Raw genomic sequence first — 19,939 nt, forward strand, 5'->3', positions numbered from 1 at the left:
GTTTCTCTCAAGTTAACAATTGAAAAAATAAATAAGGCTTTAATATTTTTAATAAAAAAAGGAGATCCCATGGATCTCCTTTTTGTGAAACAGTCTAAGTTAGTTTTGATTACCACTTATGGCTATAAGAAACCTTCAGCGTTGCACCATTTGCCACTAAATGGCTAGTGTTATTACCCGATCTTAATAATTGGCTATAAAGAGGATAATACTTGCGGTTAAACATGTTCTCTAAACCAATCGTCACAGTGTCTTTTTTGTTAAGCGCAAAGCTACTGATTAAATCTGCTGTTGTATAAGTTTTTACATCGTAGCGTCCAAAACTATTTACACCGTTCAAGCGATAATCTTCTGAACCGAAGTAAGTAGCTTGCAGACGGTTCGTCCAAGTTTCAGTTGGGCTATAAGACACGTAAGCTGTGAGTTTTAATGGTGGAATACGGAAGCCTGTCATGTCTTGTTCAGTGCCGTTTTGCGGTTTTTCACGACCTTTCATCCACGTAACGCTACCACCCGTTCCCCAAACATTAGCATCGTCAAGATAGTCAAAAGTTGCTTCCACACCAGTAACTTTTTCTTTGGTTCTAGTCATATCCAAACTATTACTTACTGGTTGCACTGCACCAAGGTCAGAAGTAGAGTGGAATACAGCTAAACTTGAAGAGAAGTTATTAAAGTTTCCTTTCCAACCCAACTCATAGTTATCAACTTTTACGGGTTCTAAAAATGATGAGCCAAGATTAAAACCTGTGCTGGCATTACGAATGACTACACCAACATCAGGTAATTGAAAACCTTGATTAAACGATGCATAAATCGAGTGTTGGTCATTTGGAGAGAAAGTCACGTTAGCATTGTACAACCATGCATCGGCTTTCACTTTTCCACCCTGAACTGTGTAAGGGTCGGGTTTACCTAATTGTGATAATGGAACAAAACTATCAATTTGGGCGTAGCTATCTTCATAGCGTGTACCAGCTTCTGCTGACCATTGATCATTAAAGCGGTGCTTTAACTGTACAAAGCCACCCACACTTTGTGTGGTAAGTTCAGGTAAATAAATAAGCTTGCCAGTTTTTACAAACTCTAAGCCACCAGATTGATCATAAATATCAGGATCGAAAATATCTAGAGGCATTTCGCTTTTTTCACGGCTGAAGTCACCACCCCAAACCAATGATGTGTCGCCTAAAAACTCAAGTGGTGTAGTAACAGTTAAACGGCTACCGAGTACGTTATTTTCTTGATAGATTTGATCCACTTGTCCACCGCGTGGGCTGACTTTATCTGGGGCAACACGTGCGTCAAATGGTGAAAAACGAGTAAAGAAGTCGCGGTAATAAATTTGGGCATCAACCTTATTACCAAAAAAGTCTTTATGGTTATAAGTCAAATTGTAGATTTGGTTTTCGTTTTTAGTCTGATCTTTGAGCTTTAAGCCTTTAATTGCTTTTGCCGGTACGGTTCCGGCAGGGGTATTCTTAACGCTTGTGTCAGATGCATAATCTGAGTCTTGCTCGGCATTGTAGTAGTTTGCAGCAAACTGTAGGTATTGGTTGTCATCAATATGGTAACCCAGTTTACCACCTACGCTGTAAGCATCAGCATCATATAAATCGCCCTGACTTGGTTCAGGTGCAACACGGTCACCGCTTGCATCGTACGGACTACCAATACGCTGGTAACCAAAGTCGAGCGCATAATCAAAAGCGTTAAAGCTGCCTGTGAAATATTGATGAATATCGCCACTTAAAGCATTAGAACGGAAATTTGTTAAAGGTGTTTGAAGTCCAACCACGGTTTTAGCTGTAGGTTCACCACCCGCAGCTTTTGTGGTAATTGAAATAATACCGCCAGCAGCACCACCACCATAAATTGCGTTACTGCCTCGAATCACTTCAATGTTGGCAATACTTTCAGGGTCAATTGCTGAAAGTCCGCGTGATGTGTCACGTGTAAGGTTCATTGGTACGCCATCGACCAAGATGAGGGCATTACGGCCACGTAAAGTTTGGCCGTAATCGGTAATGGTTCGGCTTGAATCTGACAGGCCCGGTACGGCTTTCGCTAAAACGGTTGCAATACTGCCAGATGAACCATTTCTTAAAAGTTCAATTTGCTTTTCATCTAGCTTGGTTACTTGCTTGGCAGAAGTAGAAAGTTCATCTGCACGTGAAGCGGTAATTGTGATTGTAGGTAATGCTTCAGGCTTTTTTTCAGCATCGGTTGTCTCAGAAGACGAGGCTGCAAAGGCTGAGTTTGAGAGAAAGATGGCCCCACCAAGTGAAAGGAGTGGAATAATATTTTTTACTTCAGACTTCCTCGTAAAAAGTTTGTGACTTTTTATCTTATTTCCCATTGTCTCGCCCTGAGAGTGATTTTAAATTTGTCGAATTATAAGTGAGAATGATTGTAATTCATAATATCGTTGTTGAAAAAAATAAAGTCATAGCCTGCAAATGTCATTTGCTATTCGTTTCTTAAGAGCAATCGAATGTTTATTCATATTCGATTTCCTTAATTTAATAAGGCTGGGCGGGCTTGGTGTGGTTTGTACTCTGAATAATTCCACACACTAACAAGAATTTTCACTAGGCTCTATAGAGTAGGTTTACATATGATATTCCAAGTAGCCCATTTTTTACTCGGATTTTATCATTTTTTTCAACTGATCCTAGCTAATTGCTTTTTTGTTTTTAGTAATTTGTTTCTTGCTCTATTGGGGAACGAAAAGAAAATATTTTGGGGTACTTTATTGAAAATTATAAAATAATTGTGATTTATGTCACATTTAATTGGCGTAAATTTATCTAATCTAGTTTTGCATTGATCAATATCTTGGAATATTTAAGGCTTAACTTTTTATTATTGTTGATTTTACTTTGTGAATAAAATTGAAATTTGCTGGTAAAATGTAATTATTTATTATTGAATGTTAATAATAATTATTATCATTTGTATTTGCACTTAAATGTGGATATTCTCTGTAGGTATTTATCCCTCCACAGAGTAATCCTGATGAGATCAATCACAAATAAAATTGCCTTGCAGCATTTAGTGAACTCATATTTACAAGAAACAGGTCATGGTCGTTTTCTCTCTTTAACAGAACAATCTCCTCATTTAACAGAAAGAGGTAAGGGTAAAGTTTTACTGAGTATCCCTTTACACGCAATCAATGGGGTTCTTTATGCACCGATTGAATATTTCAGTCAGGTGGGGCGACACCGTTTTGCTGACTTGCCATGGGTCGAGCGGGAAGGTCAAAATCTGGCACTCAGCCCTGTAAATATTGCGGCAAATTTACTGGAAAATTTAATTGAACAATCTAAAGCCCAGCAAATTGATGCATCTTCATTGCTGGAATGTTGGATTCAGAGTCACAGGGCGCTGCATCAATTTCTTGGTCATCGTGAGCCAGACTTTGATCAGATTGTAGCAAAACAGCAAAATTTTATTCAGAGTGAACAGGCATTGGTACTTGGCCATAGCATGCATCCTTCACCAAAAAGTCGTCAGGGTTTTGTACAGGATGACTGGAAGATTTTTTCACCTGAAACACAGAATACCTTCAAAATGCAATTTGTATATGTGCACCCCGAACATATTGCTTCGGACAATGCACATAAAATTAATATTCCCACACAGTTCAAACATGATTTGGAACCATATTTCAATTCGTTTCACCGCGCAAAAATAGCCCAATTCCCTGATTATGCCTTGTTGCCTTTACATCCATGGCAGGCACGTTATCTAAAGGATAAGGACTGGTATCAACAGCTTTTACATGAAGAGAAATTGATTGATTTTGGCGCATTAGGCTGGGATGTCAAGGCAACAACTTCAGTACGTACATTATACAGTGAGCAATCACCTTGGATGTTCAAGGCATCTATGACTGTGGCTGTGACTAATTCAGTTCGGGTCAATCTGTATAAGGAATGCCACCGTGGTTTGTTGAGTTATCAGCTGTGGCATGATGATTGTCTAAGTGAATTTAGGCAGAGAAATCCGAACCTTCAGGCTTTGAGTGATCCTGCTTGGATCGCATTGAAATTTGATGGTCAAGTACTAGATGAAACCATCTGTATTTTGCGTGAAAATCCATTTAAGGTCAGTGATGATGTGACTTGTATTGCTTCATTGTGTCAGGATCATCCTGTATTGGCAAAAAATCGTTTCAGTGAAATTTTTGCAGATATTTCAAAACAAACAGGTCAGTCTCAGTCGCAAGTTGCCTTGCTATGGTTTGATCGCTTCTTGGAAATGACCATTCTGCCATTGATGGAGTTGTATCATGAATATGGAATGGCTTTTGAGGCCCACCAACAGAATACCTTAATTGAACTGGAACAGGGTATGCCTAAAACAGTATGGTTTAGGGATAATCAAGGATTTTATTATATCCGTGAGCTTGCCACAGAAATTTTGAAACACTATCCGACATTGGCAACAGATGGTCAGGCAGTGTGCTCATTGTCACTGGTGGATGAACGTTTCCGTTATTATTTTATTGGTAATACCTTATTCGGTCTGATTAATGCCATAGGTATGACGGGCGCCGTTCAGGAGCAACAATTAATTGAAATGCTGCAATCCTACCTGTTGCAGGCCTATCAGAAATATCCTGAAAGCAATTTATTAAAGACTGTTTTACATCATGAAACTTTTCCTTATAAAGGCAATATGATGACACGTCTGTATGAGTTGGATGAGTTACAAGCTGATATTTCTCAGCAATCAATCTATGTTGATTTAAAAAATCCACTCTATGTTAGACAAGTTATTGAGGAGGCCGACTATGCTTGATTTCATCGGTGTTGGTCTGGGGCCCTTTAATCTAAGTCTTGCTGCGTTGGTGAATCAGCATGCTTCATTGAAGTATTGTTTCTTTGAAAAACGTGAAAATTTTGACTGGCATGCAGGATTACAGTTGCCAGGTGCGATGTTGCAGGTCCCTTTTATGGCCGATTTGGTCAGTCTGGTTGAGCCGACAAGCCCTTATAGCTTTCTGAACTATTTAAAGGCACAGCAACGCCTCTATAAGTTTTACTTTCGTGAGAATCTGTATATTCCACGCAAAGAATATAATCATTATTGCCAGTGGGTTGTACAGCAGTTGCATGATCTACATTTTGGTCATCGAGTGGTAGACGTTGCTCCAATCTCTGGAGGTTTTCAGGTAATTGCTGAACAGCGTGGGCGATTGTCCATTCATCAGACCCGCAAACTGGTATTAGGGGTGGGAACAGTACCGCGACTACCCAAACCATTACAAGCAATTTCAGAACAAACCGTATCTTGTTTGCACTCTTCTAGCTATCTACAGCAGTGTACCGATAATCTTTCTGGCAATGTGGTACTGATTGGCTCTGGTCAATCTGCAGCAGAAATTTTTATTGATTTATTTGATCAGCAGATTTCATCAGAAACAGGTAAACCCAAATTTCATTTATATTGGTTGACTCGCTCCGCAGGTTTTTCACCCATGGAAAATACACCATTGGGTCTGGAAAGTTTCAGTCCAGATTACATGCGTTATTTCTACCATTTACCAGAAGCTCTCAAGGATACTCTGCCAACCGCACAAGCCCACTTGTACAAGGGAATCAGTAGCAGAACTATTCAGGAAATCTATGAGCGCCTTTATCATCGTAGTATTGGACAAGCGGATACCTGTGTGACTATTGCCGGCAACTATCAGTTGGAGAATGCACAGTTACATGGGCCGAATAATATTCAACTTGAATTTTTACAGACTCAGCAACAGCAGGTGTTGAAACTACGGGCAAGTACCGTGATTGCAGCAACGGGTTATCAATATCCTGCACAGACGTTCCTGAATAAGCTAAATGACGGGATTGTATTAGATACCCAGCAACGCTGGAAAATTAGTGAGCATCATCAACTGCAGTATCAAGGGGATGGTGAGATCTATATACAAAATACCAGTCTCCAACACCATGGCGTTGGGACTCCAGATCTGGGCTTGGGTGCATTTCGTTCCGCACGGATTGCCAATCAGATTCTGAAAGAAAACTATTTTGATGTAGATGGGAAACAAGGCTTTCAGGATTTTCAGCTGGATAGTCAAGCCTTGACGACTGAATTCAAGATAAATAATTCCCGAACAAATACAGTCATGCCGCGTCCCTCTGGGAAAACCGATGATCAGTATTTAAAAGTCATGAGCAAATAACACAGGGGACAGGAGATGGCTGAACAGCCACAACCACTGTTGCAGACAGAAAATCCTGAATCTTCAGGGTTACAACGTTGGGTGATGATCTGTGTGATGTTGGGAACTGGCACGGTCAGTATAAACAACAGTAGTTTTAACCCCGCTATTCCTCAGTTGATGCATGATTTTCAGATCAATGAAACAGCAGTTAGCTGGGTGATGGTTATTTTTCTGCTGAGTATGAGCCTGAGTCTATTACTCACAGGTTATATGAGTCAGCGATTCGGTAAACGTCAGGTATATCTGACTGCACTGATAGTCTTTGGTTTGAGCTCGCTGTATGGTGCTTTTGCAGGGCATTTTGGAACTGTATTGCTGGTTCGTGCTTTACAAGGCTTTTCAAGTGGCTTGATGATCCCATTGTCTCTGGGAATTATATTTATGGTAACTCCGCCTGCGCAGCGGGGTGCTGCTACAGGGCTATGGGGTGCCATGATCATGCTGACTTTGGCATGTGGACCCATGTTGGGTGCACTGGTTTTGGTGTGGTGGAACTGGCAGGTGTTATTTTTATTGAATGTTCCGCTGGCGATCTGTGCATTGGTGATGGGGGTACGGTGGTTGCCGTCACAGCAGACTAATGTGAGATTGTTACGTTTTGACTGGAGTGGTTTTGTACTGCTTGCTGTGGGTATTGTAGCGTTGCTGCTCAGCTTGAGCAAAATTCAGCAGTTGAGTGACATCCAAACGTCTGAGTTTATGTTGTTGTTCAGTACAGGCATTGCGGCATGTTGTGGCTTTTTCTGGTTCAGTCGTAATAAGCCCAATGCTTTAATTGACTGGCAACTATTTACCAGTAGTGGTTTTAACTACAGTGTCATTATTTCAGTTGTACATACTATCGGACTGTTCATTACCTTACTCCTGATTCCACTGCTGTTACAAAATACTTTAAAGCTCAGTCCAGTGTGGACAGGGTTGATCCTGATGAGTAGTGCGCTGACCACCAGTCTATGTAGTCAATGGGCGGGTAAATATCTCGATCAACATGGCGCCCGGCTATTAATTTGTTTTGGTCTTCTGTTGACTGTTGCTGCATTCGCTGGTTTGGCATTGATTCCTGGGACACATGTTATCTCCCTAATGTTTTGTATGATCTTGCATGGGCTGGGATTTGGTTTGTCCTATATGCCAGCGACAACAGCTGGGTTAAATAGTCTGGAAGATCAAGAACTGGTGACTCAGGGAGCAGCTGTTAATAACTTACTGCGCCGGATTTGCGCTGCAATTGCTGTCGTGGTTGCTGCACTCTATCTGCAAATTCGTACACACAATATTCCATATTCACCAGAACTCGCAATTGCTCAAATTCATGCGATACGGGAACTGTTTTTGATCTGTGCAGGCGTGATGCTGTTGGCATTACCCGCTGCATGGAAGTTTCCTAGTCAGAAGCAAGCGGACGTTTTGGTTCAAAATCAATAAAGGTAAAAAATAATGGGCAATTTACATCCAGCACTTTCCACGACCACACATTCTGTGAATACAAGCACTTTGGCTTGGCAACAGCCTGATCAAGCCACAATGAAAAAAGTTGAGCAGCGTGTGATTAAACAATTGCTACAGGCATTGATTTATGAAGAGGTGATTCCAGCCCAGTTTGAGGATGGGGTTTTTCATATTGATGTGATCAATCTACAAGGGCAGTTGGTACGTTATTTGGCTGCAGGGCAGCGATATCTTAGTTTTGGACTAGTACGCATGAATGCTACGGATGTCATCCGTGAAGATCATCAGGGGCAGAAAACGGTCGCACAGCTGAATTTAGTGATTGATGAGGTCATCCGAAGTATTCCACAAGCAGCCCAGATTGATGGTTTTATCAGTGAGTTGAAGCGAACTTTTATTCATGATGTGCAGTCTCAGCATTGCCAGAATGAATATGCACTACCAGCAGCACAATATAGTTATGATGTGCTGGAAACCTATCTGATGGATGGCCATCCCTATCATCCTTGTTATAAATCTCGAGTGGGTTTTAATCTGCAGGATAATCTGAAATATGGGGTTGAATATGCACAACCTATTCATCTGGTATGGATTGCAGTACATCAGTCCATATTTTCCCATAACGCATCCAGTCATTTAAATGCGGATGATTTCCTGCAGCAGCAGTTGACTGAACAGGATCAGCAAGAGTTTACAAAGGTTTTGGGTCAGCAAAAAAATGCGGATGATTATATTTGGTTACCCGTTCATCCATGGCAATGGGAAAATACTATTGTGCATGTGTTCTTTAAGGAAATTGCTGAACAGAAGATTGTTTATTTAGGACGAGGGGAATATGCCTATATTGCTCAGCAGTCACTGAGAACACTGACCAATTTACAACATCCTGAAAAGCCTTATATCAAATTGTCCATGAGTCTGACAAATACCTCAAGTTCACGGATATTGGCGACACATACAGCAATGAATGGGCCGTTAATTACAGATTGGCTACAGGGTTTAAAAAAGAACAGTAAAATTGCCCAAAAATTGGATTTTGATATTCTTGGTGAAGTACATGCCTCAGCAGTGGATTTCACTCGTCTGCCTGAATCACATGCGAAACAGGCATATGGAACTATTGCCAGTTTGTGGCGTGAAAGTGTTCAGCAGTATCTAAAATCTGGTGAAGACGCTATTCCTCTGAATGGAATTGGTCATGTCCAGAAGGATGGGAAGTTACTGATCGCACCTTGGCTGGATCAGTATGGTGTGGATGCATGGGTTGGGCAATTGCTGTCTGTGGTCATTCAGCCAATTCTATATTTACTCTTTGCTGAAGGAATTGGAACTGAGTCGCATGGGCAAAATATTATTTTGGTTCATCGTAATGGCTGGCCAGTACGAATCATTTTAAAGGATTTTCATGATGGGGTACGCTTCAGTCCTGATCATCTAACTCATCCAGAAGCTTTTCCAGCCTTGCATGCATTACCCGCAGAACATGCGAAAGCTAATCGTATGTCATTTATTCTCACGGATGACCTAAATGCGGTGCGGGATTTTAGTTGCGCTTGTCTATTCTTTGTTGCATTGAGTGATATCGCCATAACACTAAAACAGCACCTTGACTTTAGTGAACAGGTCTTCTGGCAAAAAGCAGCAGATATTATTCATCATTTTCAGCAGCAATATCCTGAACACCAGTCACGCTATGCTGTGTTTGATGTCTTTGCAGAGCAATATTGTATTGAATCGCTAACCCGCCGCCGCTTATTCGGTGATGGTGAGGTACAGATGCGTTATGTCAATAACCCTCTGTTCCATTTCCGTCAGCCTGTTTAGGGGAATAAATAAATGAATACCATGGTGTTTTCACCTGCCGTTTCAGGGCAGGAGATATTGATGGATCTGGTTAATAGTCTACTTGCAGAGCAATATATTTCAGAATCGAAGATCCTAACAAAGGATGAGGCTCAACGACTATGTAGACAAAGGTTTCAGCGTGGACTTGAAACACTTTTTGACAGTTATACAGCTGGAGAGCATTTTGCAGTTTTATTTAATTCTGCACAGACTGAGTGTTTGATTCTACCGCTGAAACAGAGTTTGAAACAGCGTTGGCAGATGTATGTTGGAGCATCAATCTGTAAGCTTAGCTTGGACGAAGCACAGGATTATCATGTTCAGAATCTAAGTGCATTGCAGCTATTTGACTTCATGCAGCAATTACACTGCTTCAACTCTGCTGATACATCAAAACTGGCAGATTTTCGTGCAGATTTAAAACAGGCAATGTTGCATGCAGAATTGTCTCAGCAACATCAATTGTCCTTCTCAGAATGGTTAACGCAGCATCCCGCAGACTTATTTATACAGCTGGAGCAGTATGCTGCTTTGCGGGATCGTCCCTATCATCCGCTGGCCAAATTAAAGGATGGTTTTAGTCCTGATGAATATCAGTATTTCAGTCCTGAATTTGCTCAGGATATGAATGTTCACTGGGTTGCAGTAAATAAAGAAAAGTTGGTCTATGGGAAGGATGTTACTGAGATCAGCAGGCAGCAACCTGCGCGTATTTTTCTGAATGCGGAACAGTTCCTGATGTTGAAACAGGAGTGCGATGAAAAAGCGCTGGGGGATAGCTATTTAGCAATTCCCCTACATGCGTGGCAGTTCAAGAATGTGCTGTCCGACAAATTTTCTGAAGAGTTGCATCATAAGGACATTATCCCCTTAGCGTTCCAGTCTAGCGGCTGGTACGCCAGTTCGTCACTAAGAAGTCTTCTTTCAGCGATACAGCCACAGGATAGTCTGAAATTACCACTTGCAGTTAAGTCCCTGGGTTCATTGCGTTTTTTGCCGATTGTAAAAATGATCAATGGACAAAAGAATCAGCAATTGTTGCAGCTTGCTAAGCAAAAAGATGAGGTACTGAAGAGACGTCTATGGTTATGCGATGAAAATCAATGGTGGGCTTATCTTCCAGAGCAACAGGATAATTTAACGCCAGATAATTTAATGCTGTTCAATGAACGGCCGATGCATCTCGCTGCACAGCGCCGTAGAATTCCTGCTGAGTTGTTACAAGCACCTTATCAGATTATTCCTATGGCTAGCTTAGGGCAACTGATGGATGGGCAGGGATGTGTATTTGATTTGATTCTAAAATGGCAGAATTTAACGATCACACCACAGCATATCTGCAATACTTTTGCTGCATTATGCCGTGATTTCTTTGAGGTGAATTTGCGCCTGTTCCGTCTTGGTCTGATGGGGGAAATTCATGGCCAAAATATTTGTATTGTACTGGAACAGGGGCAATTCGCTGGTTTCATGCTCCGCGACCATGATTCTGTCCGTATTTATCAGCCGTGGATGCAGCAGCAGGGCCTGCCTGATCCTGAGTACCTGAGTCCACATGATTTTCGTATTACGCTGTATCACGACAGTGTGAAAAGTTTGATTCTCTATCTGCAAACACTCGGTATACAGGTCAATTTGGCGAGTATCTTGGAAACTGTTGCAGAGTTTTATCAGATTGACTCGGCGGATTTATGGCGCGTATTGGCTCAGCAGTTACAGCAAGCGCTGGATGATGTGCCATTTACGGATACAGCCCGCGCTGAATTAAAGCATATCCTGTTTGATAGTGAGTTGTGGCCATATAAGCAACTGATCCGTCCGCTACTTGAGCAAGATAATCGGGTGGGAAGTATGCCAAGCAGTATGGGAACTGTGCCGAATGTATTCAGGAGTGTTGTTTAACTTCATGAATAGAGAAAACTCAGGTGTGCAGTCACAGATTGCAGTATTGAATATTGAGTCTGATTTTAAAATGACAGAATCTAATATACCAGTACTTAGGCAGTTGCTGGCTGAACGCTTGAATATTCAATTTGATGTGCTACCTGTAGAGGATCAGCAGATACTGAGTTTTACAGATCTGCTAAATCCCTCTGCATGTCTGACAGCATTAAATGATTTTGGTTCCCGCGTGGGTGCAGTGAGTTTAACCTGCACTACATCCATGTTCATTAAATATTGGGCTGTTCCTCTGTTATTTCCATATTTTTATGCCTTGACTTCTGAGGAAATTGATTTGCCATGGGAAATATCCTGTATTTCCACAGTATTGCCTCCTGACTGGTATTGGGATAGAACACTGCATCTGATTAATCTGCCTCAATTACAGCATGGAATCAGTAGAAAACAGCAATCTTTTGAAGGATATGTGCGATTAATACTGGATGACCTGCAAAAGTTGTTTGATGTCCTCGCCCGTATAGGGAAAGTACAGAAATTTTTGTTGTGGGAAAATACCGCATTACGGATTCTGCAATTTTACGACATGATGAACAGAAAAGGAGGGAACCAAGCCTTACTCAGCCGTATCCAGTTTCAACGGCAGTTTTTGATAGATTTACCTGCAGCTGATCTGGGTCTAAAACAGAACCCATTTTATTTACTGGATCAGAGCCGGCAGCAATCGTCCACCACCTACCAACGTAAAAAATGCTGTTTTTATTTTCAGTTACCTGAAGCACAGAAAGAATATTGTGCAAGCTGTCCATTACTGAGAAAGGATAAACACAGAGGTAAATACTCATGCAAGACCAGTTAAATAATTTAATCCAGAGCTATGCAGGTATTGCCAGTTCAACCATTGGTCATGTATTGGACCAAGGGCATTTACCACAGATTCATGCGATTAACCAAATTGGGCATGCGGTAGGCCGAGTGCGTACGGCTACATTGCATTCAGTCAATGGTATGGCACTGCGTCAGGCTTTGCTGAACAGCCAACCGGGTGATGTACTGGTCATTGATGCACGTCAGTTGGAACATCGTGCCTGTTGGGGAGAACAGAGACATCGCGCTGCCATATATCATCAGCTTGCCGCTGTAGTGATATTGGGTGCTGTAACGGATGTAACTGCTTTAAGAAACATGAAAGTCCCCGTTTTTGCTTCATCGGTCAGTTGTCTGACTACACGTCAGCAGGGAGAGTGTGTAGTGGAGTTTGACCAGCAAATACAGGTGGGAGATACCTGTATTTCCCCTGGCGACTTAATGGTTGGAGATGCTGATGGTGTGTTTATTTTGAGTCCAGATATTGCCCATCATCATCTTGAGCAGTTTCAGCAAATGGAAATCCAAGAACGGCAGAAACGGGATCAGTTTTTTAGCGAACATTCAGCACAGGATTATTACCACTTTACTGCATCTGCATAAAATTGAATTGAGGAAATATTTATGATGACATTATCTTCACAGCTGTTGGATGAGTTTCATTACGAGGAAAGAGGAATAGCCTATGGATTAAGGGCTGTGCAACTCCCGCAGGATTTTCCATTATTGTATAAATGGATGCATGAACCTCATGTGATTCCCCAGTGGCAGCTAAATAAACCGGAGCTTGAACTGGCAGTTTATTTTGAAAAGATGATTTGTGATGATCATCAGCGGTTATTTATTATTACGATTGAACATACTGATGTTGGTTATCTTGAGATATATGAAGCCAAGCGTGATCGGCTGGCGCTTTATTATGATGCTGATGACTCTGATCTGGGCTGGCATATTTTATTTGGTGAAAAACATGTGCTTGGGCAAGGGCATTTCAGAGCTGTTATGCGCATGATGAGTTATTTTATTTTTGAAAATTCAACTGCCAGTAGAATAGTGGGTGAGCCGGATGAAAATGTAAAATCTTATGCCTATATTGCAGAAGATATTGCTTATCAAGCGCAGAAAAAAATAAAGATGTTAGAAAAAACAGCAGTTTTATATCATTGTTATCGAAATGAATTTTACTCACGCTGTGGAAGTTATCGGCAACGTGATGGACTAAATGAATCAGAAATGAAAGTACAGTAAAATATAATAAATCAACAACTTAATTTTTTATCTCAAATAGTCAGAACCAGTTTGATATATTGCATGATTTTTCATAATCATATGCTCTTACATACCATCTTAATCCATGATCGATTAAAGAAAGAGGGGTAAGTTTTTTTTGGGAAAACCTAAATCAGACTGTTAAAAAAAGTCGAATTTTAATATCTGTATTTCTCTCTAATAGAACAAGAGAGGCTACATGAAATTGTGAAAAATTGATTGATAATTAACCGTTAAACGTGACAAATCATTAAAAAAGTCCAGACACTAGGGTTGGACTTTTTATTAAATAATAAGGCATATTACGTTAATTTTAGAAAATTTAGAACAGTCTCTCCCAGTTCTAAATTTAATAATTTATAGTATAACTTAGTACAAAAGTACGACCTTCGGCTGGGATTGCTAACAATGAGTTAGCATTGGTTACTGCTGCTTGTTGAGCGAATACAGTTTTATATTGATTTCCCCATAGATTATAGACACCTAAGTCCACACGACCTTTCGCCACAGGGAAATGTGCTAATACATCCATGGTTGTATAACCTTTAATCTCTGCTGCGCTATTACTATCACTCAGTCCAGCTGATTTTAACTCTAGATCGTCTTTATAAGCTTTATCAGTTCCTTTGATCGCAAGCATTTGAGCACGTACACCATAGCCTGCCGTATTATTCCATTCGGCAAACAACGTACCTTTCATTGGTGAAACTGCAAAAGCATTTAACTCATGCCAATTATTGGCTCCATCCTTGTACTGGCCTCTTGTATAACCTAAAGTTCCACCTACCTTATAATTTTCCATGAATGGGTAACTTACTGTTGCTTCAGCCCCATAAATTCGCTGGTCGGTATCAACAACATTTACAGAACGATCCGAGTTAAATTGAACGACTTTATCAGAAGTATTATAAAAACCTGTTAGGCCCAAATTTAAACCTTTATCTTGGTTCAAGCGCCAGCCTAGTTCATAGCTATTCACAGTGATCGGAGCAATACCAGACGTAGTTAAGGTATATGCTGCAACATCACGTAATACACGTTGCACATCTGGATAACTGTAGCCTTGTGAAAAGTTAGCATAGACTTGCTGAGCATCGTTAAGTTTATAGACAGCACCTAGGTTAAACAGGAATTTATCTGAATCTGTAGAGTCTGCAGCCATTAATGTATACGGCTTACGTGCAGTTAAATAGCTGTCTGTGTCAGCTTGAACATATTGGTAACGCACTCCAGCTTGAATATTAAGCTGATCTGTTACTGCATAGTCCCCTTGTATAAAGGTACCAATATTCTGAATTTCAGTATCTGGTCCTGAACCTTGTTTTTCTCCAGTTGGAGTATAAACTAAACCATTATTGCTTGGTATATAGTAGTCCGCCCACTGATGATCTTTTTCCCAGTCATAGTCTAAGCCATAAGTTAGTTTTAAATCACGGTCAGCAACAACAAGATCAGACTGTAAAGTTGAACGAATACCTGCATAATCCACATTTGATTGACTTTGCTTTACACTAACACCGTCAGCTGAATAACCATAAGGTACAAAGCGTGACTTCTCCTTTCGATAGTACGCTTCCACATTCAGAACTTGACCTAAGAAATCCTGATTTTGGTACTGTGTATTAAAAGCATAACGTTCAGTAAACGGCTGATTATCTAAGCTCCAACCTTTGACAGCTTTGTAAGATGGATCTGTTTTTGTGAGCAAATAAGAATAATCAGGCCCATATTCTGTATCCTGTTCATCTTTATAGTACTGAGCACCAAAACTAAGAGTCTGATTATCTGTTAAATTAAAGTTTACACGACCATTCACATCAACGGTGTCAGTATCCATAGTGTTACCCTGCCAAGGGCTTAATGAAATACGATTCCCATTACCATCAAATTGAGAGCCTCGATTGGTATAGTCTATGCCAAGAAAACCGTCGACTTTATCATTTGCAAATGAAGCCGTTTGGCCAACTTGATAAGCCAGGCTGTCACCGCGGAAATTATCGGCTGATGTCACACCTAATTTTGTTTGAAAGCTAACAGGCTTAGACTTGTCAGCACGTTTGGTAATAATATTAATAATTCCGCCAGTCGCACCTGAACCATAAATACTGGTCGCACCTGAAACGATCTCAATATGATCAATCATATTTGGGCTAATACTATTCAACTGACGGGCTACATCACGTGAACCCGTTTGTGATACGCCATCAATCATCACCAGTACATTACGTCCACGCATAGTTTGACCATAATTACTGCTCGTTCCACTGCTTGGTGCTAAAGATGGAACTAGTTGTGCCAAAACATCTGCAACTTTACGACCTGGACCAGCCTGTTGCGCAATTTCATCAGCAGAAATGGTTTGAACTGTTCCTGCAATTTCAGCAATACTTTTGGGTGTACGTGTCGCTGTTATCACAATTGTCGGAAGTTTAGCTTCAGCATTTTGTAATTCGGTAGTTGTTTTAATTGAACCATCGGCATAAAGATGGGTACAAATTGCTGTTGTAAGTACGCAAAGACTGAAGGGTAACAAGCGCATTTTTATTTCCAATTAGTAAATATTAATATTGGTGCAAATAGTAGTCATTATCATTATTAATGTAAATAGTAGTCATTACCATTATGGGTATAGAATCTTTATTGGTTATTTAACATAATAATCTCCCTAAAAATAAAGGGTTATGCGATTATGGATGCCCTAGTGAATTTTCCAGCTTAAGGGGCGAGTGGATTTTGGAATTTATAACGTGTGGAATAAAGACTATCTAGCAGTCAGAAATTACCTTTTCACCAGTGTCTAGTATGCGGACACAAGGGCATACCTTTGGTTTGAGTTATACTTTTAATTATTAATTGATTTTAGCTAAAAGCTGGTGTTAAGTTTTTAATTTTCACTTATCACCAGCTTTTTTTATACTGATTTGAGACTCAATAGCTTATTACGAATATCGCTGTTTGGCTTGTTTATAAGCCTCAAGATTAATGCATTGAGCTCCCAAACTTGTGATTTGTGCTTGTTCGATTTGAAGTTCATCCCATTTTTGCATTTGTTCGAGCAGCCAATAAAAGTCTTCTACTTTTGGAAGTGCACTTTCTTTTACTAAATGACGGACAATATCCTGAATCATGAAGTATTTATCTACATGTACTTCTTCTGAGCAATGAAAACGAACAATTCCAGACTCAACCAATAATTTTAAAATTGGAGCAAAGTCTTGTAACTCGCTCAACTCTTGTTGGGCTTTCATGATTGCGGCAGTGAGCGCGACGAGCGTTTGTGGATGCTGCTCCGCCCATTCTTGCGTTACGGCTAAAACCTTGTCAGCGACAGAAGGAATAACGTTTTGGCTTGAGCAAATCATTTTACTTAAACCAAGAAGCTCACCTTGGGTATTCCAAGGTTCACCTACACAGAAACCATCAATCACATGTTTATCCAGTGCTTCGACCATGTATGGTGGCGGTAATGTTTTGAGCTGAATAGACTGCGCAAGTTTTGGGCTTGCTAAAGCCAACCATTCTCTTAAACAGTAATGGTGAATAGAATGCTTAAACACATGCGCTAAAGAAAGAGGGTGACCTTGTTCAAGATAGCTCGCCACTTTTTGTGCCGTTACTTGTGCGGTGTCATTTTCTTGAATTGCAAGTTGATGAGTAAGCTTTTGACTTAAGCTTATAAAAGCACGATTTTCACTTAAAACCAGCGATGTTTGTAGAGGTGTACCAATTTGATCTGCGCCTACAGCCGCCGCAGGTAACATTGCAGATAAGCAGTGGGCTGCATCTAATAACCCAAAAGCAAGACGGTCGCGCAGACTCGCCCATGATGCTTCTTTAACTAAAGTAACTTCTAAACCTTCTTCTTCAAAGAAACCTCTTTGTTTTGCCCAAAGCAACGCAAGACAATCAAGCAAAGGAATATAGCCGAGTTGTAATTGAATCTTTTCTAATCTGCTCATTTATTCATCCTTTAGTTGATTGCCAAGTAATTTTTGAGCGTCAAGTAAACGCCGTGCCATTTCTCCAATTGTAATGCGGTGGCTCATCGCATTTTTTCTAAGAAGCTGAAATGCAGTTTCTTCAGGTAAGCCATGCAGTTGCATGAGTAACACTTTGGCTTTTTCGACATCCTTGCGGTCAGCAAGTTTGGTTTGAGCTTCTTTTAAATCACCTTCGAGTTTTTTGTGCTTTTTATATTGCTCAATTGAGATTTCTAAAATGGTATGTAAGCGAGAAGGGTCGATGCCATCGACAATATACGCAGTTACTCCCGCATCGATGGCTTGTTTAATGGTGTCTTTATCGGAATTTTTGGTGAATAGAACTGTAGGTAGGTCATAACTACTGACACAACTTTCAATAATGTCACGATGGGGATGATCCATATCAAGCAAGATAACATCAGCTTGCAAATGTTCCAGACGAAAGATATTCAAATGATCCAAAGTAAGGCATGCGACTACTTCAAAATCATTTTCAAGCAAACTTTTTCTTATATAGTCGGCTCGCGCATGATCATCATCAATAAGGGCTATTTTGAGTTTTGGCATAAGTTCAGAAAATCAGGCTAAGAAAATGCGCCAATTCGACGCGTTTTTGTTATCAATTATTTAAGCAAGATTAATGCCATAGCAAACTAAAGAAAAAATCGAGCTTTATCGCTAAATTAGCATGCTTAATGGCGCTACTGATCAATCTTGGTGCAAAAATGCGATTCATTTTGTAGCAGAGCATATTTTTACCTGAACCCTATAAGGGTGCAAGGTTAGAGCAGTCCAAGATATGAGAATGTTCATTTCGATATTTTAAAAAATTTTATCTATATGAAAAATAATAATAAAAAAAGATTAATTTAGTTTTTTCAAAAGCTGGCATGCAAAATGCTTATTCAATAACAGGTCGAAGACGACCATGAGTTTTAAAGACGGCCAATGAAGTCCGTTCTGATCGAGTTTGTGAATACCTTGGTGTGCACAAAGAAGTTACGTTCAGTCGGAGTGAAGGCAATGTCTTTGAATTTGTCAGCCACAAAAGCAACATCTATTAAGCTGTTTAATTTTACAGTTCCAGCGATGCGGGCCTTCCACATGAGTTGGCTCGCTTTTTTTGCTTGCTTTTTTGCGTGGTTTGCCTGTGCGCCTCTCATGCCTGTCATTGCAGGTGAGTTCCATTTAACAAAAGATCAAATTGCTAACATTAGTATTGCAGCCGTTGCTGTCACGATTGTAGTACGTTTGGTTGTCGGGCCTTTGTGTGACAAATATGGCCCACGTAAAGCATACATCACGCTTTTACTTGTTGGCAGTATCCCGGTCATTGGAATCACTGCTGTTAGAAGTTACGAATCCTTTCTCTTTTTTCGCTTTTTGATTGGTGCGATTGGCGCAAGCTTTGTCATTACTCAATATCACACCAGTGTCATGTTTGCTCCAAATGTAGTGGGCACAGCCAATGCAACTGCCGTAGGTTGGGGTAATGCCGGCGGTGGTACCACACAAGCAGTCATGCCTTTGATTCTCTCTGCAATTGTGATGTTTGGCGTTGAGCAATCTATGGGCTGGCGTATTGCACTTTTAATGCCCGGCATAATGATGCTTGTGGTGGCATTCATGTACTGGAAATTTACCCAAGACTGTCCACAAGGCAACTTCGATGAGCTGCGCGCTCAAGGCATTGCAACCGATAGCGGTAAAAAAGGCGGCTGGGCTGTAATGAAACAAGCAGCTGGCAATTACCGTGTCTGGATTTTATTTGGTACATACGGCGCATGTTTTGGTGTTGAGATTTTTATGCACAACATCTTGGCCATGTACTACGTCGAAAAATTTCACTTTGGCTTAAAAGAGGCAGGCTTAACTGCCGGAATTTTAGGACTACTTGCCATCTTTGCTCGCTCTTTGGGAGGTTTTCTCTCTGACAAAGTAGCAATCAAAAAAGGCTTGGATGGCCGTACAAAACTACTCTTTGTCATGATTTTGGGCGAAGGGTTATTCCTGATTTTATTTTCACAAATGAATGTCGCACATTTGGCCATTATGAGCATGGTGGTCTTTGCACTTTTCATCAACATGGCATGTGGTGCGACCTATGCCATGGTTCCATTTATCGACCGTGAAGCACTGGGTGGTGTGTCGGGCATTATCGGTGCCGGAGGCAATGCAGGGGCGGTCGTTGCAGGTTTTTTATTAAAAGGTATGACAGATATTCAATCTTGCCTGATGGCATTAGGTGGATTTGTCATTGTCGCTGGATGCTTCGTGATGTTGATTCGCTTCTCGGTAGAGCACAAGGCAAAAGAACAACGTCTATTTGAGCAAGCTATTTTAGATCGCAATAACGCAGCTTAAAAGCAACGTGATTTGAGGAGAA

Annotated in this window: 14 protein-coding genes and 1 pseudogene; 10 read left to right on the forward strand and 5 right to left on the reverse strand. The window is 40.7% G+C overall.

Annotation, left to right across the window (positions count from 1 at the left end; all coding sequences use genetic code 11):
• Window positions 1-109: 109 nt before the first annotated feature.
• A complete protein-coding gene (locus tag F931_RS06970) occupies window positions 110-2,359 on the reverse strand; it encodes a TonB-dependent receptor (RefSeq protein ID WP_016140687.1) in 2,250 nt (749 codons plus the stop codon).
• A 659-nt stretch (window positions 2,360-3,018) separates the two neighbouring features.
• Between F931_RS06970 and F931_RS06975 the strand changes: the two genes are divergently transcribed.
• From F931_RS06975 to F931_RS07010, 8 genes are read left to right on the forward strand one after another with little or no spacing between them, the layout of a single operon-like run.
• The gene (locus F931_RS06975; RefSeq protein ID WP_016140688.1) at window positions 3,019-4,809 is read left to right on the forward strand and encodes an IucA/IucC family protein; all 1,791 of its coding nucleotides are present in this window, start codon (window positions 3,019-3,021) and stop codon (window positions 4,807-4,809) included.
• Entirely contained in the window at window positions 4,802-6,199 is a 1,398-nt protein-coding gene (locus F931_RS06980; protein WP_016140689.1) for a lysine N(6)-hydroxylase/L-ornithine N(5)-oxygenase family protein, read from the forward strand. Before F931_RS06975 ends, F931_RS06980 begins: the two co-directional genes overlap by 8 nt.
• Window positions 6,200-6,214: 15 nt before the next feature.
• Window positions 6,215-7,666 (forward strand): DHA2 family efflux MFS transporter permease subunit, encoded by a 1,452-nt coding sequence (locus F931_RS06985; RefSeq protein WP_016140690.1) that lies wholly within the window; start codon window positions 6,215-6,217, stop codon window positions 7,664-7,666.
• A 12-nt stretch (window positions 7,667-7,678) separates the two neighbouring features.
• Window positions 7,679-9,514, forward strand: coding sequence for an IucA/IucC family protein (locus F931_RS06990; RefSeq protein ID WP_016140691.1), 1,836 nt, complete (start codon window positions 7,679-7,681; stop codon window positions 9,512-9,514).
• Between the two features lie 12 nt (window positions 9,515-9,526).
• Complete coding sequence (locus tag F931_RS06995; RefSeq protein ID WP_025470288.1) at window positions 9,527-11,437, forward strand: IucA/IucC family protein; 1,911 nt, start codon at window positions 9,527-9,529, stop codon at window positions 11,435-11,437.
• Complete coding sequence (locus F931_RS07000; RefSeq protein WP_016140693.1) at window positions 11,415-12,293, forward strand: (2Fe-2S)-binding protein; 879 nt, start codon at window positions 11,415-11,417, stop codon at window positions 12,291-12,293. The genes F931_RS06995 and F931_RS07000 overlap by 23 nt, the downstream gene beginning before the upstream one ends.
• A complete protein-coding gene (locus F931_RS07005; protein ID WP_016140694.1) occupies window positions 12,278-12,904 on the forward strand; it encodes an RraA family protein in 627 nt (208 codons plus the stop codon). Before F931_RS07000 ends, F931_RS07005 begins: the two co-directional genes overlap by 16 nt.
• A gap of 21 nt (window positions 12,905-12,925) precedes the next feature.
• Complete coding sequence (locus F931_RS07010; RefSeq protein WP_016140695.1) at window positions 12,926-13,549, forward strand: GNAT family N-acetyltransferase; 624 nt, start codon at window positions 12,926-12,928, stop codon at window positions 13,547-13,549.
• A 370-nt stretch (window positions 13,550-13,919) separates the two neighbouring features.
• On the opposite strand, the gene F931_RS07015 is transcribed toward F931_RS07010, so the two are convergent.
• The gene (locus tag F931_RS07015; protein ID WP_016140696.1) at window positions 13,920-16,109 is read right to left on the reverse strand and encodes a TonB-dependent receptor; all 2,190 of its coding nucleotides are present in this window, start codon (window positions 16,107-16,109) and stop codon (window positions 13,920-13,922) included.
• Between the two features lie 129 nt (window positions 16,110-16,238).
• Between F931_RS07015 and F931_RS22555 the strand changes: the two are divergent.
• Window positions 16,239-16,423, forward strand: a pseudogene (locus tag F931_RS22555) (hypothetical protein); the annotation flags it as partial.
• Window positions 16,424-16,509: 86 nt separating this feature from the next.
• On the opposite strand, the gene nasF reads toward F931_RS22555, so the two are convergent.
• From nasF to F931_RS22560, 3 genes are all read right to left on the reverse strand, one after another.
• A complete protein-coding gene (gene nasF, locus F931_RS07020) occupies window positions 16,510-17,529 on the reverse strand; it encodes an ABC transporter substrate-binding protein (RefSeq protein WP_016140697.1) in 1,020 nt (339 codons plus the stop codon).
• Window positions 17,530-18,120, reverse strand: a complete 591-nt coding sequence (gene nasT, locus F931_RS07025; RefSeq protein ID WP_016140698.1) for an ANTAR domain-containing response regulator — start codon at window positions 18,118-18,120, stop codon at window positions 17,530-17,532. It abuts the gene before it with no gap.
• Window positions 18,121-18,488: 368 nt separating this feature from the next.
• Window positions 18,489-18,725 carry a hypothetical protein gene (locus F931_RS22560; RefSeq protein WP_228681271.1) on the reverse strand — a complete coding sequence of 79 codons (237 nt, stop codon included), beginning with the start codon at window positions 18,723-18,725 and terminating at the stop codon, window positions 18,489-18,491.
• Between F931_RS22560 and F931_RS07030 the strand changes: the two genes are divergently transcribed.
• The gene (locus F931_RS07030; RefSeq protein WP_228681266.1) at window positions 18,619-19,917 is read left to right on the forward strand and encodes an MFS transporter; all 1,299 of its coding nucleotides are present in this window, start codon (window positions 18,619-18,621) and stop codon (window positions 19,915-19,917) included. The two genes, F931_RS22560 and F931_RS07030, sit on opposite strands and share 107 nt — an antisense overlap.
• The last annotated feature ends 22 nt before the right edge of the window (window positions 19,918-19,939 follow it).

This window comes from Acinetobacter pittii ANC 4050, from assembly GCF_000399685.1.
Classification (GTDB): domain Bacteria; phylum Pseudomonadota; class Gammaproteobacteria; order Pseudomonadales; family Moraxellaceae; genus Acinetobacter; species Acinetobacter pittii_E.